General features: G+C 76.4%; 22 protein-coding genes. 13 read left to right on the top strand and 9 right to left on the bottom strand.

Features of this window, described 5'->3' with window-relative positions:
- Window positions 1–413: 413 nt before the first annotated feature.
- From ACZ402_RS10715 to ACZ402_RS10680, 8 genes are all read right to left on the bottom strand, one after another.
- Complete coding sequence (locus ACZ402_RS10715; RefSeq protein WP_375823656.1) at window positions 414–902, bottom strand: VOC family protein; 489 nt, start codon at window positions 900–902, stop codon at window positions 414–416.
- 173 nt (window positions 903–1075) lie between these two features.
- Window positions 1076–1654 carry a Dps family protein gene (locus tag ACZ402_RS10710; protein ID WP_253049476.1) on the bottom strand — a complete coding sequence of 193 codons (579 nt, stop codon included), beginning with the start codon at window positions 1652–1654 and terminating at the stop codon, window positions 1076–1078.
- A 104-nt stretch (window positions 1655–1758) separates the two neighbouring features.
- Window positions 1759–2313 (bottom strand): hypothetical protein, encoded by a 555-nt coding sequence (locus ACZ402_RS10705; RefSeq protein ID WP_375823655.1) that lies wholly within the window; start codon window positions 2311–2313, stop codon window positions 1759–1761.
- Window positions 2310–3665 carry a DUF58 domain-containing protein gene (locus ACZ402_RS10700; RefSeq protein WP_375823654.1) on the bottom strand — a complete coding sequence of 452 codons (1356 nt, stop codon included), beginning with the start codon at window positions 3663–3665 and terminating at the stop codon, window positions 2310–2312. Before ACZ402_RS10700 ends, ACZ402_RS10705 begins: the two co-directional genes overlap by 4 nt.
- The gene (locus tag ACZ402_RS10695; protein WP_375823653.1) at window positions 3662–4669 is read right to left on the bottom strand and encodes an AAA family ATPase; all 1008 of its coding nucleotides are present in this window, start codon (window positions 4667–4669) and stop codon (window positions 3662–3664) included. The genes ACZ402_RS10700 and ACZ402_RS10695 overlap by 4 nt, the downstream gene beginning before the upstream one ends.
- Window positions 4666–5235: a hypothetical protein gene (locus ACZ402_RS10690; protein WP_375823652.1), complete on the bottom strand. Its 570-nt coding sequence runs from the start codon at window positions 5233–5235 to the stop codon at window positions 4666–4668. The genes ACZ402_RS10695 and ACZ402_RS10690 overlap by 4 nt, the downstream gene beginning before the upstream one ends.
- Entirely contained in the window at window positions 5232–6032 is an 801-nt protein-coding gene (locus ACZ402_RS10685; RefSeq protein ID WP_375823651.1) for a DUF4129 domain-containing protein, read from the bottom strand. The genes ACZ402_RS10690 and ACZ402_RS10685 overlap by 4 nt, the downstream gene beginning before the upstream one ends.
- Window positions 6029–7198, bottom strand: a complete 1170-nt coding sequence (locus ACZ402_RS10680) for a DUF3866 family protein (RefSeq protein WP_375823650.1) — start codon at window positions 7196–7198, stop codon at window positions 6029–6031. Before ACZ402_RS10680 ends, ACZ402_RS10685 begins: the two co-directional genes overlap by 4 nt.
- A gap of 36 nt (window positions 7199–7234) precedes the next feature.
- On the opposite strand from ACZ402_RS10680, the gene ACZ402_RS10675 reads away from it, so the two are divergent.
- The 10 genes from ACZ402_RS10675 (at window position 7235) to ACZ402_RS10630 (ending at window position 19665) form a co-directional block, all read left to right on the top strand.
- Entirely contained in the window at window positions 7235–8332 is a 1098-nt protein-coding gene (locus tag ACZ402_RS10675) for a helix-turn-helix transcriptional regulator (protein ID WP_375823649.1), read from the top strand.
- Entirely contained in the window at window positions 8325–9338 is a 1014-nt protein-coding gene (locus ACZ402_RS10670) for a helix-turn-helix transcriptional regulator (RefSeq protein ID WP_375823648.1), read from the top strand. Before ACZ402_RS10675 ends, ACZ402_RS10670 begins: the two co-directional genes overlap by 8 nt.
- 10 nt (window positions 9339–9348) lie before the next feature.
- Window positions 9349–9675: a hypothetical protein gene (locus tag ACZ402_RS10665; RefSeq protein WP_375823647.1), complete on the top strand. Its 327-nt coding sequence runs from the start codon at window positions 9349–9351 to the stop codon at window positions 9673–9675.
- Window positions 9676–9732: 57 nt separating this feature from the next.
- The gene (gene tatA / locus ACZ402_RS10660; protein ID WP_375823646.1) at window positions 9733–9999 is read left to right on the top strand and encodes a Sec-independent protein translocase subunit TatA; all 267 of its coding nucleotides are present in this window, start codon (window positions 9733–9735) and stop codon (window positions 9997–9999) included.
- Between the two features lie 36 nt (window positions 10000–10035).
- A complete protein-coding gene (gene tatC / locus ACZ402_RS10655) occupies window positions 10036–10779 on the top strand; it encodes a twin-arginine translocase subunit TatC (protein WP_375823645.1) in 744 nt (247 codons plus the stop codon).
- Window positions 10780–10822: 43 nt separating this feature from the next.
- Complete coding sequence (locus tag ACZ402_RS10650) at window positions 10823–11941, top strand: diacylglycerol/lipid kinase family protein (protein WP_375823644.1); 1119 nt, start codon at window positions 10823–10825, stop codon at window positions 11939–11941.
- Window positions 11942–12027: 86 nt separating this feature from the next.
- A complete protein-coding gene (locus ACZ402_RS10645; RefSeq protein WP_375823643.1) occupies window positions 12028–15015 on the top strand; it encodes a DEAD/DEAH box helicase in 2988 nt (995 codons plus the stop codon).
- Window positions 15016–15142: 127 nt separating this feature from the next.
- Entirely contained in the window at window positions 15143–16783 is a 1641-nt protein-coding gene (locus ACZ402_RS10640) for an amidohydrolase (protein WP_375823642.1), read from the top strand.
- Window positions 16784–17068: 285 nt separating this feature from the next.
- Window positions 17069–18853 carry an apolipoprotein N-acyltransferase gene (lnt, locus tag ACZ402_RS10635; protein WP_375823641.1) on the top strand — a complete coding sequence of 595 codons (1785 nt, stop codon included), beginning with the start codon at window positions 17069–17071 and terminating at the stop codon, window positions 18851–18853.
- Window positions 18850–19665 carry a polyprenol monophosphomannose synthase gene (locus ACZ402_RS10630; RefSeq protein WP_375823639.1) on the top strand — a complete coding sequence of 272 codons (816 nt, stop codon included), beginning with the start codon at window positions 18850–18852 and terminating at the stop codon, window positions 19663–19665. The genes lnt and ACZ402_RS10630 overlap by 4 nt, the downstream gene beginning before the upstream one ends.
- A gap of 69 nt (window positions 19666–19734) precedes the next feature.
- On the opposite strand, the gene ACZ402_RS10625 is transcribed toward ACZ402_RS10630, so the two are convergent.
- Complete coding sequence (locus ACZ402_RS10625; protein WP_021483180.1) at window positions 19735–20079, bottom strand: RNA polymerase-binding protein RbpA; 345 nt, start codon at window positions 20077–20079, stop codon at window positions 19735–19737.
- A 365-nt stretch (window positions 20080–20444) separates the two neighbouring features.
- Between ACZ402_RS10625 and ACZ402_RS10620 the strand changes: the two genes are divergently transcribed.
- From ACZ402_RS10620 to ACZ402_RS10610, 3 genes are all read left to right on the top strand, one after another.
- Complete coding sequence (locus ACZ402_RS10620) at window positions 20445–21632, top strand: LLM class flavin-dependent oxidoreductase (protein WP_375823638.1); 1188 nt, start codon at window positions 20445–20447, stop codon at window positions 21630–21632.
- A gap of 175 nt (window positions 21633–21807) precedes the next feature.
- Entirely contained in the window at window positions 21808–22446 is a 639-nt protein-coding gene (locus ACZ402_RS10615; RefSeq protein ID WP_375823637.1) for a CE1759 family FMN reductase, read from the top strand.
- A 150-nt stretch (window positions 22447–22596) separates the two neighbouring features.
- Window positions 22597–23346 carry a hypothetical protein gene (locus ACZ402_RS10610; protein WP_375823636.1) on the top strand — a complete coding sequence of 250 codons (750 nt, stop codon included), beginning with the start codon at window positions 22597–22599 and terminating at the stop codon, window positions 23344–23346.
- Window positions 23347–23370: the final 24 nt, after the last annotated feature.

Genomic DNA, 23370 nt, shown 5'->3' with positions numbered 1-23370 from the left:
GTGCGACCGGGGCCCGGTACGGCGACCTCCTGCGGTGCACGGCGGACGCGATCGACCTCGGACCCGCGACGGCGCGCGCGGGGGAGGGGAGGGTCGTGCTCACGCACGGCAAGCACCGCACGGTGCGCGAGCACGTGCTCAGCGCGAGCGTGGTCGTGGTGCTGCGGCGCTGGATGGCCGTGCGCGAGGTGCTCGCGGCGGACCTCGAGGGGTCGGTGCCGCGCGCGCTGCTGCTCACGGTGCACCACACGCACGACAACGGCGTGACCGTCTCCAGCGGCCTGCCCATCACCAAGCAGGGTCTCGTGCTCTCGTGGCGGCGGTTCGTGCACCGGACGAACGCCCGCTACGGCGCCGTGCGGGCTCCGTTGCCGACGCGCTTCGAGCAGGTCCGGCGGGCGTGGGTCGAGGCGTCAGCGCCCGTCGGCAGCGGGATCGTCGCCGGACCCGGGCTCGGCGACGACGCCGGGCGGGACGCCCTCCTCGCCGCCGAGCTCCTGGAACAGGGTGACGTGGAGGCCGGCGGGGGCGTCGAGCCGTGAGTTGAGCGAGCCCCACGGGGTGCGGGTCGGGGGAGCGGCGAGGTCTGCCCCGGCCTCGACCGCGCGCTCGGTGGCGGCCCGCGCGTCGTCCACCTCGAACGCCACGCGCAGGTGGCCGGCCACCTGGCGCCCGACCTCGACGTCGTCGATCGCCCGCTTGTGGGCCGGGTTCGCGATCTCGAGCGTCGCGCGCCCGACGTCGAGGATCGCCACCCGGTCGTCCTCGCCGTCGGCGTAGGCGATGCGCTCGGGGAGGCCCAGCACGTCGCGGTAGAAGGTGAGGGCGGCGTCGTAGTCCTCCGCCTCCACGACGAGGCGCAGCTGGCGGATGACGGGCTGTCGGGGCGTGTTCTCGCTCATGCGTCGACCCTACGTCGCACCTCGGAAAAAAATAGTGTGCCAAGCGGTCATACCCACCCCACCCTCCGTACTCGGCTCACCGACGAGCACGGAAGAGCCGGCCGCCCACCCCGACGAGCGAGGCGGGCGGCCGGCTCTGCCCTGGGGGGAAGCGGCCGAGACGGGGAGCGGGGTCAGGGCTGGCCGGCGGCCGCCTGCTCGGCCTTGCGTGCGGCGCCGGTCTCGGTGCGCGCGCCGTCGGTGGAGAGGTCGCCTCCGGTCGACTCGAGGTGCGCCCGGACGAACCAGTGGAACAGCTCGAGGTCGTGCAGGTGCCCGATGAGCAGGTCGTTCGTGACGTCGTCGAGGCCCTCGGTCGCGGACGCCGCCTCGCGGTGCGCCGTGATGACCCCGACGTACACCTCGTCGAGGGCGCCGAGGTGAGCGATCGTCGACGCGCGGCCGAGGGAGTAGTCCTCCCAGGTCCGCTCGGCGACGAGCGCGCCGGGGGTGCCCTTCGGGGAGACGCCGAGGGTCGCGATGCGCTCCGCGACGGCGTCGACCATCGCCCGGACGGCGTCGACCTGGGGGTCGATCATCTCGTGCACCGCGATGAAGTGCGGCCCGACGACGTTCCAGTGGATGTGCTTGAGCGTGAGCTGCAGGTCGTTGAGCGCGTGCAGGCGCTCCTGGAGGATCCCGGCGACCTTCGCCCCTTCCTCGGGGGTGAGCGACGGGACGGTGTACTTCGGCAGGTCGGAGCGAGCGGCCATGGGTGCCTCCTCGGGTCGGGTGCGTACGCCGCGGCGGCGGCGGGACGGTCTCGGGTGCCGTCCCCGCCATCGTCGGGCGGTCCTCGGCCGCTCGCAGGGCGAGGTCAGTCCCGCGGCGTGACGAGCAGCACGAGGCCCAGCACGGCGACGCCACCGAGCGCGGTGGCGACCGCCGACGAGACGTCTCTCGCCGTGACGACCTGGACGCCGAGCGCCACCACGAGCAGCGCGGCCTGCAGCACGACCACCCGACGGAGGTCGGGCAGCACCGCCCGCAGCTCGGCACGCGCGTCGGGCGGCACGTGGTCCGCCCACCAGGCGGCGCGCAGGACGAGGTGGCCCAGCGGGAGGAGCACGAGCACGACGGGGTCGAAGGGACCGTCCCCCTCCACGAGCAGGAGGAGGCCGCCGAGGAGCACGAGCACGTGCGGCACCGGTGGTGCGGGGAGGAAGGTCGTCGCGGTCCCGAGGACGACGGCGGTGCCCCAGACGAACGACGGTGCGAGTCCCGTCGTCTGGAGCGCCGCTCCGGTGAAGGCGCCGGCGAGGACGAGGAGGACGGCGCGCAGCCACCACCCCGCGAAGGTGCGCCCGGTCTCGACCTCGAGGCGAGGACGCGGCCCCGCGGTGACGACCTCGCGTCGGACGAGGCGTCTCATCGGGCACCCCCGACGGGGCTCGGTCGACCGGGACCCTGTCGGTCGAGCCGGCGCGCCGCGAGCTCGAGCGTCCCGCGAGCGCCGTCGGCGCCGGGCGTGCCGTCGTACCAGCGTGCGACGACGACCCCGCGCTCGCGCAGGTCGTGCACGCGGTCCGCGCGCTCGTGGCGCGTGACGGCCCAGGCGGTCGCGACGTGGTCGTCCACGCCGGCGAGGGAGACGGGCGGGAGGACGTCGACGACGACCACCACGTGCCCGGTGTCGTGCCACTGGCGCGCGAGGCGGGGCGCCTCGTCGTCGAGGAGGGTCGAGAAGAGGTAGACGGCGGCGCCGGCGGGGACCTGGGGCGGGCGGTGCCGGGCGGAGGGGTCGCCGACGGGTCGGGCGAGGGCGAGGCCGTGGAGGATGCGGCGCAGGTGGCGTCGCCCGCCGCCGGCGCGGACGGGTCGGGCGAGTCGGCCGAGGTCGTCGAGGGCGACGCGGTCGCCGTCGGCGAGGACGGCCTGGGCGACGGACGCGGCGGCGTGGCGGGCGAGGTCGAGGGAGGTGGCCTCGTCGGGGCGCTGTGCGCCGACGCCGTTCCAGGTGGCGAGGTCGGGGGCGACCTCGTCGCGGGAGTCGACGACGAGGACGACGGTCGCCTCGGCGGTGCCGAAGGTGCGGCGGACGTAGAGGGTGTCGAGGGTGGGGGAGCGGCGGGCGGTGGCGCGCCAGTCGATGCGGCGGAGCCGGTCGCCGGGGCGGAAGGCGTCGACGTCGCGGAGCTCGGTGCCGTCGCCGGGGCGTCGGGAGGTGTGGGGTCCGGAGAGTCCGCGAAGTCGGGAGGAGAGGGGCAGTCGTCCGAGCGGGAGCGGGCGGGGCAGGACGAGGCGGCGCGGTCCGCGGGCGACGCGGGGAACCTGCTCCTCGACGCCGTCGGGGCCGTAGGCGGCGTAGTCGACGCGGAGGCTGTCGGTGACGCCGGTGCGTGCGGAGGGCGCGCGCCAGGCGAGCTCGTGGGTTCCGGGCGTGGCACGGACCAGCCGTTCGGTGACGAGGCCGCCGGGGGCGAGGGCGCGCAGCCGCAGGAGCTCGACGCCGGGCGGCACGTCGGCGACGGTGCGGGCTGCGAGGGTGCCGGGTGGGGTGTCGGTGTCGAGGACGACCCGCACGCTGACGGGTCCGTGCGGGCGGCGGGTCCAGCCCCAGACGGCGCTGAGCAGGGGCGCGAGCCCGAGGAGTGCGACGTCGGGACGGCGGAGGAGGACGCCGAGGGCGAGGAGGGTGCTGCCGAGGAGGACGCCGGCGGCGAGGTGGACGGTGGTGCGCCAGCGGGGCGCGTCGGTGTCGCGGTCCGCCGCAGGGGTGCTCATCCGCGAGCGCCGACGGTGGCGGGTCCGGGGACGGTCTGGAGGATGCCGGCGACGACGGTCTCGGGCCGCAGGTCGGCGGCCCACGCCCCGGGGGTGAGGGTGAGGCGGTGGGCGAGCACGGGGACGGCGACGCGTTTGACGTCCTCGGGCAGGACGACGTCGCGTCCGTCGAGGACGGCGACGCCGCGGGCGAGGAGGGCCAGGTTCTGGGAGCCGCGGGGCGATGCGCCGACCTCGAGGTCGCGGTGGGTGCGGGTGGCGGCGGCGAGGTCGACGCAGTAGGCGACGACGTCGGGGTGGACGTCGACCTGCTCGACGGCGGTCTGCATGGCGAGGACGGTGTCGCGGTCGACGACCTGGCGGACGACGGGGTCGTCGTGGCGGCGGGCGATGCGGCGGGTGAGGACCTCGCGCTCCTCGTCGCGGCCGGGGTATCCGACGGAGAGGCGCACCATGAAGCGGTCGAGCTGTGCCTCGGGGAGCGGGTAGGTGCCTTCGTGCTCGACGGGGTTGGACGTCGCGACGACGTGGAAGGGGCGGGGCAGCGCGTGGGTGGTGCCCTCGACGGTGACCTGGCGCTCGGCCATGGACTCGAGCAGCGCGGACTGCGTCTTGGGGGCGGTGCGGTTGATCTCGTCGGCGAGCAGCAGCCCGGTGAAGACCGGCCCGGGCCGGAACTCGAACGTCCGGGTCGCGGGGTCGTACACGGAGGACCCGGTGACGTCGGAGGGCAGGAGGTCGGGGGTGCACTGCAGTCGGGTGAAGTCGAGGCCGAGGGCCCGGGCGAGGCTGCGCGCGGCGAGGGTCTTGCCGAGCCCGGGGACGTCCTCGAACAGCACGTGCCCGCCGGCGAGGACGGTGGCGAGCGCGAGGGTGAGGGGTTCGCGGGCGCCGACGACGGCGGTCGCGACCTCGTCGAGGACGGCGCGGCCGTGCGCGGCGACGGTGGGCACGTCGAGGGTCGTGCCCGGTCCGGCGGGGCGGGGTGCGGGGTCGGCGGTCATCGGGGTGTCCCTCCGTCGGGGCGGTCCGGGTGGTCGTGGATGGTCGTCGGTTCGGGCTGGTCAGGCTGGTCGATCCGGTCGAGCGCCGCGAGCCAGGTGTCGAGCTCGGCGGGCGTGGGGAGGCGGTCGTCGGTGACGAGGTCGTGGACGGTGCGCGCGGCGCGGGGGCCGAGGAGGCGGGCCACGTCGGTGGCGGCGCCGGGGTCGGCGAGGTCGTCGACGCCGTGGCGGGCGAGGCGACGCTCCGTGAGGTGGCGCACGCGGCGGGCGGCGGCGGCCGTGACGCGCCCGTCGCGGCCCAGGACGGACCAGCCGAGGTCGGACACGTCGCGCCGGTTGCCGTCGCGCCGCACGTCGGGGACGCGCGGCCACACGGTGTCCCCGGCGTAGCCGGTGCGGTGCCACAGCAGGACGCCCGCGACGCCGAGCGCGGTGAGCATGAGGGCGTGCGCGGGCGAGAACCCGAGCAGCACGAGGAGCGCGCCGAGCCCGACGACGGCGGTGGCCGCGAGCAGGGCGTGCCGGTCGGCCGGGCGCAGCCGGTCCCAGCGTCCGCGCGCCCTCACGGCCGGGCCTCGTCGTGGAGCGGGCGGCCATGGGGCGCGGGGGTCAGGTCCTGGGCGCCGCCGACCCGCGTCGTGAGGTCGGCCGCGATGCGGGCGAGCGCCGCGCGTGCGGCCTCCAGGTCGCGCTCCCCGAGCGCCGTCTCGCCGAACCGGGCCCGGTGGTACAGGCCGCGCAGCGTCGCGACCGCTTCCGGGTCCACCCGGGTGCTCGCCAGGACCGCGGTCGTGAACTCGGTCGGGGTCTGCGCGGGGTCGCGCCGGGTGCCTGCCCGCTCCGCGGCGCGCTCGAGCGCGACCCAGGCGGCGACGACGGCGTCGTGCGGGTCCGCGTCCGGCGCGCGCAGGTCGTCGTGCGCCCGCTGGACCGCCTCCCGCAGCTCCGGCACGACCGGGTCCTCGGCCGCGTGGACGGAGACGTCGCCGGACGCCGTGACGAGGAAGTCGCGTCGGCGTCGCCGACGCACGAGGAGCGCCGGGAGGTAGCGGCGCGCCAGCACGACGAGGACCACGAGCACGACCGCGACCAGGAACCAGAGCAGGTACGCGTCGAACGACAGGCCGCCGGTGTCGATCAGTGCACGGAGGTCCTCCCGCTCCTGCGACAGGACGTCGGTCGCGGCGGTGTCCGGCGGCGGCGCGACCGGGTCCTGCGCGACGTCGTCGAACCAGCCGGGCGCGTCCCAGCCCCACGGCGCGCCGACGGCGGCGGCGAGCACGGCCGCGAGCGCCAGCGCGGCGACGACGGCGAAGCGGCCCGGCCCGGGCCGGCGGTGGTTGTCCCCCTGCGGTGCGGTCATGCGGGCCGTAGCGACTCGGCGTGGACGCCGGCGACGGCGGCGGCGACGAACGCGGCGGGGTCGGCGTCGAGCCCGCGGCCCATGGTGGAGAGCCGGACGGGGACGTCGTGGAGGGCGTCGAGGAGGGCGAGGCCGGCTGGGACGTCGACGAGGTGGTGGCGCCCGGTGGGGGCCGCGAGGGTCGCGGCCTGCTCGGCGACGCGGCCCGTGAGGCCGGCCCCCCACCCGGCGAGCCGCTCGACGTCGGGCGTGGGGACGGGCACGGGGACGTCGCTGGGGGCGAGGGCGACGCGGCCGTACGCGGTGAGGGAGTGGTGGGAGACGCCGAGGTGGCGGTCGCGGGCGTCGGCGCCGGAGACGCGCAGGGACGCGACGGGTCGGCCGCCCAGGGCGGCGACGGCGTTGAGGGCCTCGCCGGCGGCGACACCGGAGAAGCCCCAGCGCGTGCCGGTGCCGAGGTTGCCGGGTCCCTGGGCGACGACGACGAGGTCGGCGCCGGCGACGTGGCGCGCGGCGAGGAGGCCGGTGTGCACGGTGACGGCCTCGAGGTCGCCGCCGAACGCCTGACCGACGGTGAGGCAGGTGTCGAGCCAGCCGGTGTCGCGCAGGGTGGCGACGGTGCGGGAGAACGCGGCGGGCAGGGCGCCGCCGTCGGTCATGACGTAGGCGACGCGGGGGGCGGGGCGGCCCGCGAGCGCCGCGGCGTGCCGGGCGCCGGCGACGACGGCGGGCAGGGCGGAGTGGAGGTCGGCGACGACGACGGGGGTGCCGTCGAGGTCGTCGGCGTCGCGGAGGGTGTCGTGGTGGGGGGACTCCTGCTCGTCGACGCCGAGGACGAGGGCCTGGAGGGGGGTGTAGCGGGCCTTGACGAGGTGGCCGGGCCCGGGTGCGGGGTCGGGCGGGAGGGGGGTGCCGGGCTGGGCGGGGCCGACGACGAGGGCGTACCCGCCGGTGCCGAGGCCGCGCGCGAGGGCGGAGACGTTGAGGAGCACGTGGTCGCCGGGGTCGGGGGTGCCGACGAGCTGGGTGTACGCGAGGGCGCGCACGGTCGCGTCGGGGTCGTCGTCGCGCCCGGGCAGGGGGTCGTGGAGCTGCACGTGCAGCTCCTGGGCGCCGGTCCAGGTCTTCGCGTGCGACACCACGGTCGCGGTCCGCCACGTGATCACGCGGCACACCCTATCGACCGACTAGCGTTGGGCCCGATGTCCGAGCCCACGCCCCCCTCGTCCGTGCCCGACCCTGCGCCGTCGTCGTCGGGGTCGCCGACGAACCCGGCCGCGCGCCTGCTGAACCTGGTGATCGCGCTGGTGAACACGAACGCGTCGATGACCAAGCAGCAGATCCGCACCAGCGTGGCGGGGTACGGCGACGCCCCGTCCCCGGACGCGTTCGAACGGATGTTCGAGCGTGACAAGGACACGTTGCGCGACCTGGGGATCCCGATCGTGACGGTGGACGCGGGCGGGCACGCGGACGAGGTGGGGTACCGGATCGACCAGGACGCCTACGCGCTGCCCGCGGTGGACCTGACGCCGGCGGAGCTGGGGGTGCTGGCGCTGGCGGCGCAGTTCTGGCAGGACAAGACGCTGCGGACGGACATCTCGCGGGCGCTGACGAAGCTGCGGGCGGCGGGCGCGGGGGAGACCGCGATGGACGTGGTGGCGGGTCTGGCGCCGCAGGTGCGGCCGGTGGGGGACGCGTACGCGACGCTCATGGACGCGATCTCGGCGCGGCGGGCGGTGTCGTTCACGTACCGGGCGGCGAGCACGGGCGAGGTGCGGGCGCGGCGGGCGCAGCCGTGGCGGATCGCGGCGCGGCGCGGGGGCTGGTACCTGGTGGGGTTCGACCTGGACCGGGGGGCGCCGCGGTCGTACCGGCTGAGCCGGGTCGAGGGCCGGGTGCGGGCGACGGGTCCGCGCGACGCGTTCGAGGTCCCGGCGGACGTGGACGTGGACGCGGCGCTGGGCACGCGCGACGCGGGCGGGGTGGCGCGCCTGGCGGTGGTGCCGGAGCGAGCGGGTGCGCTGCGGGCGCGCGGCACGGTCGTGGGGTCGGTGCCCGACGCGCGGGCGGGCGACGGCGCGGGCCGCGACGTGCTGGATGTGGCGTACGACGTGCGGTACGCGCTGGCGGACGAGGTCGTGGGGTACGGCGACGCGGTGCTCGTGCTCGGGCCGCCGGACCTGCGCGCGGCGGTCGTGCGCCGGCTGCGGGACGCGGCGGCGCTGGGCTCGTCGTCGGTGCCCGCGCAGGGGCCGGAGCAGGGCGAGGGGTCGACGGAGGTGGCGGGGCGTGGCTGAGCGCGCGGACGACCGGCTGGTGCGCCTGCTGGGCATCGTCGCGTACCTGGACGGGGCGGGGCCGGTGCCGGTGGGCGAGCTCGCCCGGCACTTCGGCGTGAGCGAGCGCCAGGTCCTGGACGACGTCGACGCCCTCTGGGTGTCCGGCACCCCCGGGTACTGGCCGGACGACCTCATCGACTTCGACGCCGACTCGATCGAGCGCGGCGTCGTGCGGCTCACCGAGGCGCGCGGCATGACCCGGCCCCTGCGCCTGGGCACGCGCGAGGCCGTGGCGCTCATCGCGGCGCTCCGGGCCATGCGGGAGACGGCGGCGGTGCAGGCCGACCCCGAGCGCGCGGGCGTCGTGGAGTCGGTGCTGCGCAAGCTCACCGACGCCACGGGCGAGGCCGCGGCCTCGCTCGACGTGCAGCTCGCGCCCGAGGGCGACCCGCGCGTCGTCGCGGCCATCACGAGCGCGCTCGTCGCGGGCCACCGGCTGCGCATCCGGTACGTGACGGCCGCCGACGAGGAGTCCGAGCGCGAGGTCGACCCCGTGTCCCTGCACACGCAGGACGAGCACGCGTACCTGCTCGCGTGGTGCCACCGCGCCCGCGGGCGCCGCACGTTCCGCGTCGACCGCATCCTCGCCGCCACCGAGCTCGACCAGCCCGTCGAGGGGCACGACGTCGACCCCGACGTCGACTTCACCCCCACCGGCGACGCACCGCTCGCGACGATCACGTTCGCCAGCCCCGCGCGCGCCGTCGCGGAGCAGGTCCCCGTCGAGTCCGTGCGCAACCTGCCCGACGGCGCGTTCGAGGTCCGCCTGCGCGTCACCAACCCCGTGTGGCTGCGACAGCTCCTCACCGAGCGGGCGCGGCACGTGCTCGCCGTCGAGCCGGCGTCGGTCGCGCGCGACGTGCGCGAGGCCGCGAGCGCCGCCCTGTCCGCGTACGCGCACCTGCCCGGCGGACCCGACGACGGGCCGGGCGCCGACCCGTCCGGCGACCAGGCCGCTGGCTAGGGTGGGCGGCATGTGGTTCTGGGTCTGGACGCTGCTCGTCGTCGGCACGCTCGTGGGCGCGTTCTTCCTCACGCGGCACCTGTGGCGGTCCGTGAAGGGGCTGGGGCGCGAGCTGTCGCGCGCCTCGCAGGTCGCGGCGGACATGAGCGCGCGGGCGGACGAGCTGTCGCGCGCCCTGGAGGAGGCGCAGCCCTCGACCGCGCCGACCCTGTTCGACGACCCGGTCGTGCTCCAGGAGCGTGTGGACCTGCTGCGCGCCGAGCGGGTGGAGCGGCGCGCGCAGCGGCGCCGGCGCGACGAGCAGGTCTGGTCCCGCTGGCGCCGGTTCAACGCGTAGGGTTCACCGCGTAGACTCGCTCGCGTAGCGCCGTTCGCCTCGAGGAGGAGTTAGCCCATGGGCATGCTCAAGCCCTGGCACATCATCGTGCTGGTCGTCGTCATCCTGCTCCTGTTCGGTGCGCGTCGACTCCCCGACCTGGCCAAGAGCGTCGGGCAGTCGCTGAAGATCTTCAAGAGCGAGGTCAAGGACCTGCGCGAGGACGACACCACGCCGCCCGCGGCGGGTGGCGCCGGCTCGACGTCCGCGTCGACCGGCACCTCCTCGCCGACCGTGACCGGAGGGACGACGTCGCCCGAACCGGGCGACACCTCGAAGGGATAGTCGGTGTCACGTACGTCTCGTGACCCCGAGGGGCGGATGCCGCTCCGCGAGCACCTCCTGGAGCTGCGCAAGCGCCTCTTTCTCGCCGCGTGCGGCCTCGTGGTCGGCGCGATCGTCGGGTGGTTCCTCTACGAGCCGCTGCTCGAGGCCCTGCAGGCGCCGCTGCTCAAGGCGGCGGAGGAGCAGGACAAGGTCATCAGCCTGAACTTCTCGGGCCTGGCCTCCGCGCTCGACATGAAGGTCAAGGTCTCCCTCTTCCTCGGCGTCATCGTCACCTGCCCGTGGTGGCTGTACCAGCTGTGGGCGTTCATCACGCCGGGTCTGACGACCCGGGAGAAGCGGTACGCGTTCGCGTTCCTCGGCGCGTCGGTCCCGCTGTTCCTCGGCGGCGCGTTCCTCGCGTGGTGGGTCCTGCCGCACGCGGTCGACATCCTCGCCGGGTTCGTGCCGGAGGGCGCGACCAACCTGGCCGACGCGCAGGGCTACCTGAGCTTCGTCATGCGCCTCGTGCTGGCGTTCGGGCTCGCGTTCGTGATGCCCGTGGTGCTCGTCGCGCTCAACGCGGCCGGGATCATGCGCGCGTCCGCGATGGCCAAGGGCTGGCGGTGGGCGGTGCTCGTCGCGTTCCTGTTCGCGGCCGTCATGACCCCCACGCCGGACGCGCTGACGATGATCTTCGTGGCGCTGCCGATCTGCGGCCTGTACTTCGCGGCGCTCGGCATCAGCTACCTCCACGACCGGCGCGTCGACAAGCTCGACGCCGCACGGCTCGCCCTGTGAGCGCCGCGCCCCGGCCGCGCCCCCGTGGGCGCGGGGGCCGCGCGTGAGCACGGTCGCGCTCGTCGTCAACCCGACGGCGGGGCGCGGCCGCGGCCGCGCGGCCGGGGGGCGCACCGCCGACGCGCTGCGCGCCGCCGGGCACGCCGTCGTGGACCTCAGCGCCCCGAGCCTGCCCCTCGCGCAGGAGTCCGCCGACGCCGCCGTGCGCGGACCGGGCGGGGACGGCGCGGGTGCGCGGCCCGGGGTGGACGCGCTCGTCGTCGTCGGCGGGGACGGCATGGTGCACCTCGGCGTGAACGCGACCGCCGGGACCGGCGTCCCGCTCGGGATCGTCGCGGTCGGGACGGGCAACGACTTCGCGCACGGCCTCGGGCTGCCCACGACCCGCGCCGACCGGTGCGTGGACGCCCTCCTCGCGGCCCTCGGCCCCGCCGCCGGCACCGTGTCCTCGGCGAGCGCCGCGCCGTCCGTGCGCGCCGTCGACGCCGCGCGCGTCACGGGCGAGCACCTGCCCGCCCCGCGCTGGTACGCGGGCGTGCTGTCCGCGGGGATCGACGCGGCCGTCAACGCGCACGCGAACGCGGCCACCTGGCCCCGCGGCCGGTCCCGGTACGCGCGCTCGGCCCTCACGGAGATCACCCGGTACCGCCCGTACGGGTACCGGGTCACGCTGCGCGGCGTCCCCGCGGGCGACGAGCTGCCCGACCTGCTCGCCGGGGCGCCCCTCCTGCGCGACGGTGCCGCCCTCGGCACGGCGGACCCGGCCGACCCGGGACCGCAGGACGGGCGGACCGTGGTGTGGGAGTCCCCGGGCGCGCTCGTGTCGGTCGCGAACGGGCCGCGCATCGGCGGCGGCATCCGGATCGCGCCGGGCGCCGCGCTCGACGACGGCCTGCTCGACGTCGTCGTCGCGGGCCCGTTCGGGCGCTGGGGCGCGACGCGCATCTTCCCCGGCATGTACGCGGGTCGGCACCTGGCGAACCCGGGGGTGGGGACGCTGCGCGCGACGTCGGTGACGGTCGCGGCGACCGAGGCGGGCGCGACCCCGCCCCACGCGTTCGCCGACGGGGAGCACCTGGGCCCCCTGCCGCTGCGGGTCGACGTCGTCCCGGGCGCGCTGCACGTCCTCGACGCCCCGGCCGGCGCCGCCGCGCAACGCTGAGGACCGCGGACGAACGGCCCGCGACCCGTCGCCGGGCGGCCCGCGCGCCGACCGGCAAGGTGGGCGGTGGACCGTAGGCTGGCACCATGACGGCCGCTGAATCGCCCGCCGCCCGTTACGCCGCGTCCCGGGCCCGCCAGGCGGCGTCCCGCACCCGGCTCGCGGAGTTCCGGCAGGTCCTCGACTTCCCCCTCGACGACTTCCAGGAACGGGCGTGCGAGGCGCTGGAGGAGGGCCGCGGCGTGCTCGTCGCCGCGCCGACGGGCGCGGGCAAGACGGTCGTGGGCGAGTTCGCCGTGCACCTCGCCCTCGCGGGCGGGCGCAAGGCGTTCTACACCACCCCCATCAAGGCGCTGTCGAACCAGAAGTACGGCGACCTCGTGCGCCGCTACGGCGCCGACTCGGTCGGCCTGCTCACGGGCGACACGACGATCAACGGGGAGGCGCCCGTCGTCGTCATGACGACCGAGGTGCTGCGCAACATGCTGTACGCGGGCTCGCGCACGCTCGACGGCCTCGCGTTCGTCGTCATGGACGAGGTGCACTACCTCGCCGACCGGTTCCGCGGACCGGTGTGGGAGGAGGTCATCATCCACCTGCCCGACGACGTCCAGCTCGTCTCCCTGTCCGCGACCGTGTCCAACGCGGAGGAGTTCGGCGACTGGCTCGAGATGGTGCGCGGCGACACGACCGTCGTCGTCAGCGAGCGCCGGCCCGTGCCGCTGTGGCAGCACGTCCTCGTCGCGTCGGCGAACCCGGCGACCGGGGTCGCGCACGCGGGCGGCGGGCGCGCGCTCGGCGCGGACCTGCTCGACCTGTACGCCGGGCACGTGGACCCCACGGACCCGGGCGTGAACCCGCCCATCAACCCGGACCTGCTGGCCGCGTTCCGCGCGGCCCCGCGCACGAGCGCGTCGGGGCCGGGCGGGCGCCGCGGCCCGGGCGACCGCGGGTACCGGAGGCGGGGCGGTCGGCGTCCCGGCCCCGACCGGTCAGGGCTCGGGGCGCGCCGCACCCCGGCGCGGTTCGCCGTCGTGGACGCGCTGGACGCCGACGGGCTGCTGCCCGCGATCTACTTCATCTTCTCCCGCGCCGGGTGCGAGGGGGCCGTGCAGCAGTGTCTCGCCGCCGGGCTCCGCCTCACCTCGCCCGCGGAGGAGGCGGAGATCCGTCGGGTCGCCGAGGAGCGCACCGAGACGATCCCGGCCGAGGACCTGGACGTGCTCGGGTACTGGACGTGGACCGAGTCGCTCGCGCGCGGGATCGCGGCGCACCACGCCGGGATGCTGCCCGTGTTCAAGGAGACGGTCGAGGAGCTGTTCAGCCGCGGCCTCGTCAAGGTCGTGTTCGCCACCGAGACCCTCGCGCTCGGCATCAACATGCCCGCCCGGTCCGTCGCGCTGGAGAAGCTCGTCAAGTGGGACGGCACCGCGCACGTCGACGTCACCCCCGGCGAGTACACCCAGCTCACCGGCCGCGCCGGGCGGCGCGGTATCGACGTCGAGGGGCACGCCGTCGTCGTCGACCACGCGGGCCTGGACCCCGTCCACCTCGCGGGCCTGGCGTCCAAGCGCCTGTACCCGCTGCGGTCCAGCTTCCGGCCGACGTACAACATGGCGGTCAACCTCGTCGCGCAGGTCGGGCGGGACCGGGCGCGCGAGGTGCTGGAGACGTCGTTCGCGCAGTTCCAGGCCGACCGCGGGGTCGTCGGGCTCGCGAAGCAGGCGCAGGCGCACGCCGAGGCGCTCGACGGGTACGCGCAGGCCATGACGTGCGACCGCGGCGACTTCGCGCAGTACGCGGCGCTGCGGCGGCGCATCACCGCGCGCGAGGGCGACCTGTCGCGCGCCGCGAGCCGGTCGCGCCGCGCGGAGGTCGTGGCGGCGTTCGAGCGGCTGCGGCCCGGGGACGTGGTCGAGGTGCCGTCGGGGCGGCGCGCGGGCTACGTCGTCGTGCTCGACCCGGGGGAGGGGGCCGGGTTCGACGGCCCGCGCCCCACCGTGCTCACCCAGGACCGGCAGGTGAAGAAGCTCACCGTGGCCGACGCGCCCGGCGGCATCCGCACCGTCGCCACGGTCCGGGTCCCCAAGTCCTTCAACCCGCGCGTGCCCGCGCAGCGGCGCGACCTCGCCTCCACGCTGCGCAACGCCCTCGGGGCGCTCGACGAGCCCGGCGCGCGACCCGGGCGCACCCCCCGCACCCGGTCCGCCGCCGCGGACGACGCCGAGCTCTCCCGCCTGCGCGCGCAGCTGCGCGCCCACCCGTGCCACGACTGCCCCGACCGCGAGGACCACGCGCGCTGGGCCGAGCGCTGGGCCCGGCTCAAGAAGGAGCACGACCAGCTCGTGCGCCGCGTCGAGGGCCGCACCGGGTCCATCGCGCGCGTGTTCGACCGCATCTGCGACGTCCTGCTCACCCTCGGCTACCTCGCCCCCGGCGAGGTCGCGGACGACCCGGTCGCGCCCCTGGAGGACGCGCTGGACGCGGAGGATCCCGCGGGCGGCACGCACCCCGACCCCGACGGTGCCCGTGACCGTGACCGCGCAGGACGGGCCGGGCTGCGCGTCACCCCCGACGGGCAGTGGCTGCGCCGCCTGTACGCGGAGAACGACCTGCTGCTCGCCGAGTGCCTGCGCCGGGGTGTGTGGGAGGACCTCGACGCACCCGCCCTCGCGGCGGTGGTGTCCACGTGCGTGTACGCGGGGCGGCGCGAGGACCACGGCGAGCCCGACGTGCCCGGCGGCCCCCACGGGAAGCTCGCCCGCGCGCTCGAGGCGACCACGCGCGTGTGGTCCGAGGTGGACGACCTGGAGGAGGCGCACGACATCGACGCGACCGGCGCCCTCGACGAGGGCCTCGTCACGGCCGTGCACCGCTGGGCCGTGGGCCGCAGCCTCGACGCCGTGCTGCGCGGCTCGGAGATCGCCGCCGGCGACTTCGTGCGCTGGTGCAAGCAGGTGATCGACGTCCTCGACCAGGTGGCGACCGCGGCGCCGACGCCCGCCGTGCGGCGCACCGCGCACCAGGCGATCGAGAGGCTGCGGCGCGGCGTCGTCGCGTACTCGAGCGTCTGAGCCGGCCGAGCGGGCGCCCCCGGGCGCCCGGCCGGGTGCGTGACGTGCGCGACACCCGTCGCGACCTGCACGGACGTCACACCGGAACGGCGCGTTTCGGGCGGTTGTGGCGGTATCGTGAAGGATTGTGGCCTCAACCCTGTACCGCGGCGGCGTGATCCACTCCCAGGCCGACCCGTTCGCAGAAGCACTCCTCGTCGACGACGGCGTCATCGCCTGGATCGGCGCCGACGACACGGCCGACGGGCTCGCCGCCCGCGCCGACCGCGTGATCGAGCTCGACGGCGCGCTCGTCGCGCCCGGGTTCGTCGACGCGCACGTCCACCTGTTCGAGGTCGGGCTCGCCCTCGCGGGCGTCGACCTGTCCGCGAGCGCCGGCGTGACGACGCTCGCGGCCGCGCTGGAGGCGGTCGCGAAGGCGGCGGCGGGCGTCGGGGACGACGACGTGGTGCTCGCGTTCGGGTGGGACGAGCGGTCCTGGCCCGAGGGGCGCCCCCCGACGCGCGACGAGCTCGACGCGGCCGCGGGCGGGCGCGCGGTGTACGCGGCGCGGGTCGACGTGCACTCGGCCGCGGTCTCCACGACGCTCGCGCGGCGCTGCGCCCTGGCGGAGCGCCCCGGGTGGGACGAGTCGGGCTGGGTCACGGGGGAGGCGCACCACGTCGCCCGGGACGTCGCGCGCGACGTGTCGCCCGCGCGGCGCACCGCCCTGTACCGGGCGGCGCTGCGCGCGGCGGCGGAGCAGGGGATCGTGTCGGTGCACGAGATGAGCGCCCCGCACATCGACACGCGCGCCGGGCTGCGCGAGCTGCTCGCGCTCACGGGCGAGGCGTCCTCGGGGCTGGCGCACGTCGTCGGGTACCGGGGCGAGCTGTGCACCACGGTCGACGACGCGCGGGAGGTCCTCGCGGACGTGCCGGGCCTGACGGGCCTCGCGGGCGACCTCAACGTGGACGGGTCGATCGGGTCGCGCACCGCCGCGATGCGCCTGCCCTACCAGGACGGGCCCGACCCCACCGACCGGGGGAACCTCTACCTGAGCGCGGAGCAGATCGCGAACCACCTGTCCGCGGTCGGCGCGGCGGGCACGCAGGGCGGGTTCCACGTCATCGGGGACCGCGCGATGGACGAGCTCGTCCTCGGGCTCGAGGTCGCCGCGGAGGTCCACGGGCAGGGCGCGGTGCGGGCGGCGCGGCACCGGGTGGAGCACGCGCTGTTCGTGGACGCGACGGCGCTGGCGTCCCTGCTGCTGTTCGGCGTGAGCCTGAGCATCCAGCCGGGGTTCGACGCGGCGTGGGGCGGGCCGCAGGGCATGTACGCGGCGCGCGTGGGCGCGACGCGGGCCGAGGGCCTGAGCCCGTTCGCGGACCTCGCGGGGGCGGGCGTGCCGCTCGCGTTCGGGTCGGACGCGCCGGTGACCCGGCTCGACCCGTGGGCGGGCGTGCTCGCGGCGATGTCGCACGTGGACCCGGACCAGCAGATCTCGGCGCGGGCCGCGTTCCGCGCGCACACGCGCGGCGGGTGGCGCATCGCGGGCCTGGACCACACGGGCGCCGGGCAGCTGCGCGTGGGGGCGCCCGCGCACCTGGCCGTGTGGCGGGGCGAGCACCTCGTGGTGCAGGGCGCGCTCGGGCGCACGACGTCGTCGTGGAGCACGGACGCGCGCGCCGGGCAGCCGCTCCTGCCGGAGCTCGGTCCGGACGTGCCGCGGCCGCGGTGCCTGCAGACGGTGCGCGACGGCGTCCCCTTGTTCGACACGTTCGTGTGACCGCTACCGCTTGACAGGGCCGTGAGCCGGAGTAGGTTCGACAGGGTGTTCCGGCCCCCGCGGCCGCAGGGGGATCAGCCACCGACGACGACCCCTCGGCGTTCCGCGCCGGGTACCTGGCCGGGCTCGCGCGCTCAGTAGAAAACGTGCTCCGCCGGTGGCGGCGTCGTACGGGCCGAAGGGCGCGCGAGCCCGCACACATTCCACCCCGCTCGGTCCCGTGTTCACCCGTGGGGCCCCGGTCGGCACCGGTTCCGGCGCAGGTGCGTGGCGTAGGGTGCACCCGTGCACGCCCCCGAGCCCACGGCCGCCCCGGCCGGGCGCCCCCGACCCGCAGGACCGGACACCTCCGCCCCGGACTCCCCGGCACCCGCGACGCCCGCGACCGGCACCGGCACCGGCACCGGCACCGGCGAGAGTGGCCGCCGCGTCCCCGGCACGGGGGAGGGCCGCACGCTCGCCGGGCCCCCGTCGCGGCCGCTCACCCTCCTCCTGGCCCTCGCGGGCGGCCTCGTCACCGACGCAGCGTTCCCCGACCGCGGGTGGTGGCCCCTCGCGTTCGTCGGCGTCGCCGCGCTGTTCTGGTCGCTGCGGCGCGACGGTGCACGCTGGGGCTTCCTCGTCGGGCTCGTGTGGGGGCTCGCGTTCTTCCTGCCGCACCTGTGGTGGGCGAACTACGCGACCGAGACCGTGCCGTGGGTCGCGCTGTCCGTCATGGAGGCGTGCTTCGTCGCCGTGCTGGGCGTCGCCTGGGTGTGGGCGCGGCGGTGGTCGTGGCTGGCCGGGCGCCCGTGGGCGCAGGCCGTCGCGTTCGCGCTGCTGTTCGTCGGCGTCGAGCAGGCGCGTACCGAGGTCCCGTTCGGCGGCTTCCCCTGGGGCCGGCTCGCGTTCTCCCAGGCGGACTCCCCGCTCGGGCGCGCGGCCTGGCTCGGGGGAGAGGCTCTGGTGTCCCTGCTCGTCGCGCTCGCCGGGTCGCTGCTCGCGGTCGCGGTGCTCGCGCTGGTGCGTCGCCGCGACGTCGTCACGGGCGCCGTCGTCCCGGTCGCCGTGGCCGGTGCGCTCGTGGCCGCGCCCCTGCTCGTTCCGCTCGACGCGCGCGCCGAGGCCGGCACGCTCGCCGTGGGGGCCGTGCAGGGCAACGTGGGCGAGCCCGGGCTCGGGTCGTTCGCGAACCGGGCCGAGGTGCTGAACAACCACCTGCAGGGGACCGTCGCGCTGCTGGACCAGGTGGAGCCCGGCGGCCTCGACGTCGTCCTGTGGCCCGAGAACGGCTCCGACCTCGACCCGCAGACCGCGCCCGACGTGGCGCGCGCCATCGACGACGCCGCGCGCGAGGTCGAGGCCGCGATCCTCGTGGGCGCGCAGGAGTACCCCGACGCCGGCGGCCGGTACAACGTGTCGCTGCTGTGGGAGCCGGGCGCGGGCGTCGTCGACCGGTACGCCAAGCAGCACCCCGCCCCGTTCGGCGAGTACATCCCCCTGCGGTCCCTGCTGCGGATCTTCTCCGACCAGGTCGACCGCGTGAGCATCGACATGATCGCCGGCACCGAGACCGGGGTCGTGGACCTCGCGTCCGAGCGCCTCGGGCGCACCGTGCCGCTCGGCGTCGTCATCTGCTTCGAGGTCGCCTACGACGGCCTCGTGAACGACGCCGTGGACGCGGGCGCCGAGGTGCTCGTCGTGCAGACCAACAACGCCTCCTTCGGGTACACCGCCGAGTCCACGCAGCAGCTCGCGATGTCGCGCCTGCGCGCCGTGTCGACCGGGCGCGCGACCGTGCAGGTCTCGACCGTCGGCGTCAGCGGCGTCATCGCCCCGGACGGCGAGCTCCTGCAGAGCACCGACCTGTTCACCGCCGACCAGATGGTCGCGGACCTGCCGCTGCGCACGAGCCTGACCCCGGCCGTGCGGGCGGGGGACTGGCCGGGCCGCGTCGTCGAGCTCCTCGCGCTCGGCCTCCTGGCCGCGGGCGTCGGGAGCGTCGTCCGCGAGCGCCGCGCCGCCCGCGCCGTCACGGCGTCGGGCGCCCGGACGACGGCGCCGACGCGCACGACGGGGGACGAGACGTGAGCGGCCGCCCGGGGGAGGTCGCCGGTGCGCCCGGCCGCGTGCTCGTCGTCGTGCCCACGTACGACGAGGCGCTGACCCTGCCGGGCACGCTCGCGCGCCTGCGTGCGGCGGTGCCGGACGCGGACGTGCTCGTCGTCGACGACGCGAGCCCCGACGGGACGGGCGAGCTCGCCGACGCCGCGGCAGCCACGGACCCGGGCGTGCACGTGCTGCACCGCGCGGGCAAGGAGGGCCTGGGCGCCGCGTACGTCGCGGGGTTCGGCTGGGGCCTGGACGCCGGGTACGACGTCCTGGTCGAGATGGACGCCGACGGGTCGCACCGGCCCGAGCAGCTGCCGTCCCTGCTGGCCGCGCTCGACGCGACGGGGGAGACCGGCGACGGCGCGGGCGCGGACCTCGTGATCGGTTCGCGCTGGGTGCCGGGCGGGCAGGTGGAGAACTGGCCGTGGCACCGCGAGGTGCTCTCTCGCGCCGGGAACGTGTACGTGCGCGTCGCGCTCGGGCTCGGCCTGGGCGATGCGACGGCGGGCTTCCGCGCGTACCGTGCGGACGCGCTGCGCGCCGTCGACCTCGCGAGCGTGGAGTCGCACGGCTACTGCTTCCAGGTCGACATGGCCTGGCGGGTCGTGCGGGCGGGCGGGCGGGTGGTCGAGGTGCCGATCACGTTCGTCGAGCGCACCGCGGGCCGGTCGAAGATGAGCCGCTCGATCGTCACCGAGGCCCTGTGGAAGGTGACGGTGTGGGGTGCGCGGCGGCGCGCGACCCAGCTCGCGGGGGCGGTGCGGTCGGTCACGGGCCGTCGCCCGCGCTGAGACCCCCGGACACGGCCGAGGCCCGGACCCCCGTGGGGTCCGGGCCTCGCGTGCGTCGTGCGTGCGGCGTCAGGCGCTGCGGCGCAGCTTGCCGGCGCGGAGCAGGCCGAGGCGCTCGTCGAGCAGCTCCTCGAGCTCGGAGATCGTGCGGCGCTCGAGCAGCATGTCCCAGTGGGTGCGGGCGGGCTTGCCGGCCTTGGGCTCGGGGCGCTCGGCGTCGCGCAGGAGCGCCTCGGCGCCGCAGCGGCACTCCCACACCGGGGGGACCTCGGCGTCGGTCGAGAACGGCAGGATGATGGTGTGCCCGTTGGGGCAGTCGTAGTGCGCCTGGAAGCGGGGGGCGAAGTCGACGCCCTCGTCCGACTCCATGCTCTTCGCACCGATGCTCATCCCGCGCAGCGAACGGTCGGCCATGGTGTCCTCCTGAGGGGTCTTCGGGGGTGGGTGGGCGCGCCCGGTGGGGTGCGGGCAGCGGCCCGGTCTACGAGAGGCAACGCCTCACCGTCGGTCGGTGTTCCGGCGCGTCGTGAAGGTCCGGTGAACGTCGCGGGTGCCCGCGGCCTGGCCGCCCCCCACGGCGCCCGGCCGGTCCGCCTCGGCGCGTCGCGGTCCCAGGCTCCCGGGTTTCGATGCCCGACGCAACTCGTCGCGGCCGTCGCGGCGCCGACGTGCGCACGCTCACACGGGCGCCGGGAGGACCCGGGAACAAACCTGGGGGGTCCCCGGTTGAGCCGCATGTACATGCAAACGCATCGACCTAGGACTCACGGGAGCACACCATGCAGTTCGGCATCTTCACCGTCGGCGACGTCACGACGGACCCCACGACGGGCCGGACCCCCGACGACACCGAGCGCGTGCGCTCGATGCTGACGATCGCGAAGCACGCGGACGAGGTCGGCCTGGACGTCTTCGCCACGGGCGAGCACCACAACCCGCCGTTCGTCCCGTCCTCGCCGACGACCATGCTCGGCTACCTCGCCGGTGTGACGAAGAACATCGTCCTGTCGACGTCCACGACGCTCATCACGACGAACGACCCCGTGCGCCTCGCGGAGGAGTACGCGATGCTCCAGGTCATCTCGGACGGGCGCATGGACCTCATGATGGGGCGCGGCAACACGGGCCCGGTGTACCCGTGGTTCGGGCAGGACATCCGCAACGGCATCCCGCTCGCGATCGAGAACTACGCCCTGCTGCGCCGCCTGTGGACCGAGGACGTCGTGGACTGGGAGGGCAAGTTCCGCACCCCGCTGCAGGGCTTCACCTCGACCCCGCGCCCGCTGGACGGCGTGCCGCCGTTCGTGTGGCACGGGTCGATCCGCAGCCCCGAGATCGCCGAGCAGGCCGCCTACTACGGCGACGGGTTCTTCCACAACAACATCTTCTGGCCCATCAGCCACACGAAGCAGATGGTGCAGTTCTACCGCCAGCGCTGGGAGCACCACGGCCACGGCCCCGCGGACACCGCGATCGTCGGGCTCGGCGGCCAGGTGTTCATGCGCAAGGACTCCCAGAAGGCGTGGGACGAGTTCCGGCCCTACTTCGACAACGCACCCGTGTACGGGCACGGCCCGTCGATGGAGGACTTCACGCGCGAGACGCCGCTCACCGTCGGCTCCCCGCAGCAGGTCATCGACCGGTACGCCGCGATGCGCGAGCACGTGGGCGACTACCAGCGCCAGCTCTTCCTCATGGACCACGCCGGCCTGCCGCTCAAGACGGTGCTCGAGCAGATCGACCTCCTCGCGGGCGAGGTCGTGCCCGTGCTCCGCAAGGAGATGGAGGCCGCGCGCCCCGCGCACGTCCCGGCGAACCCGCCGAGCCACGCCGAGCGCGTCGCCGCCGCCCGGGCCGCCGGGACCGAGGGCGCCGCGCACGTCGGCGGCACCGAGGACCGCTGGACCGGGCGCACCGCCGAGGACGACCAGGAGCCGGCGAGGGCCGGCGCCGCGTTCGGCCTGTAGCCCGCCGTCGCGGCCGCCCCCTCCGGGGCGCACGGGCCGCACGACCACCCGCCCGACGGCGTACGGTCGACAGGTGCCCCGCGCACCCGGGCGACCGGCCGCCGTCGGGCGACCGCACCACCCGGCCCGGTGACGGGCCGCACCCGCACCGCACGCCAGACCTCAGGAGCACCGCATGACCGCCAGCACCCCCGCCCCGGACCGCCGCCTCGTCGTGGTGTCCGCCGGGCTGTCCAAGCCGTCCTCCACGCGCCTGCTCGCCGACCGGCTCGGCGAGGCCACGGTGCGCGAGCTGCAGGGCCTCGGCGTGAGCGCCGAGGCCGAGACCGTCGAGCTGCGCGACCACGCGCACGCCGTCGTCGACGCGATGCTCACGGGCTTCCCCACGGGCGAGCTCGCCGGGGTCCTCGAGCGCCTCACCGCCGCGGACGGGATCGTCGTGACGACCCCGCTGTTCACGACCACGTACTCGGGGCTGCTCAAGTCGTTCGTGGACGTCCTCGACAAGGACTCCCTCACGGGCACGCCCGTGCTGCTCGGCGCGACCGGCGGCACCGCCCGCCACTCGCTCGCGCTCGAGTACTCCCTGCGCCCGCTGTTCACCTACCTGCGGGCCGACGTCGCCACGACGTCCGTGTTCGCCGCCACCGACGACTGGGCCGCCGCCGAGGCCGACGGCGGCGGCGGGCTGCCCGCCCGGATCGCCCGCGCCGGGCGCGAGCTCGCGGAGAAGGTCGCGCTGCGCAAGAACACCGGCCCCGCCGACCCGTTCGCGGCCACGCCCGACTTCACGGCGCTGCTCGGCGGGCTCTGACCCGTCCCGAGACCGCGCGCCCCCGGCCACCGGTGCTCCCGGCCGGGGGCGCGCTCACGTCCGCTGACCTGCGGCGACACCACCCGAGGGGTTGCTCTCGGAGGGGGCCGCGCGGCAGGATCGGGGGACCGACGACGACGGGGGAGCACCATGAGCACCAGCGCGACCGAGGGCCACGCCGAGGCCCACCCGGCAGGACCCGCCCCGGAGCCTGGCCGCGAGCCCGTCGCCCCCGTCACGGTCGCGGTCCCCGTCGTGGAGGCCCTCGCGGAGCACGCGCACGGGACCGCCCCCGCCGCCCCGCCGCGACGGCGGCCCGTCGGCGTCGTCACGATCCCCGGCAGGGCGCCCGACACCTCGCGCTTCGCCGCCGCACCCCGCTACCCGGCCATGTTCCACGTCGCCGGCGGCCGGCTCGTGTGGGACGGCGCACGGCTGCGCCTCGTCCGCGGCGACGACACCGTGCTCGAGCCCGCCGGGCGCCCCGTCGTGACCGTCACGGGCGACGGGCCCACCGTCGTCGTGACCTGGCGGGACGAGCACCCCGGGGCCCGGACCACCCGCGCCGTCCTGCTGGACGGGTCGTCCGCCCGGTTCGCACGCTTCGCCCGCTCGCTCGCGGACACGCGCCCCGGGAGCATCGTCGTCGACGACCGGACCGTGCCCTCGCCGCGCGTGCCGCGCCTGCACCCCGGCCAGGCCGGCACCGCGCGGCGCCCCGGCGTGTTCGCCCGCACCCTGTGGCGCGTCGTCGGGCGCGGCGCACCCGCCGCGAGCGCCCCGACCGGCAACGGGGGAGCGGAGCTCGTCGCCCGCCTCGAACGGCTCGCCGCCCTGCACCGCGCGGGCGACCTCACCGACACCGAGTTCGCGCGCGCGAAGCGGGCGCTGCTCGCCTGACGGGTCCGCCCGGGACGGGCCACC

Source organism: Cellulosimicrobium sp. NPDC030954 (assembly GCF_055571305.1).
This window is presented reverse-complemented; position numbering and strand designations above follow the sequence as displayed.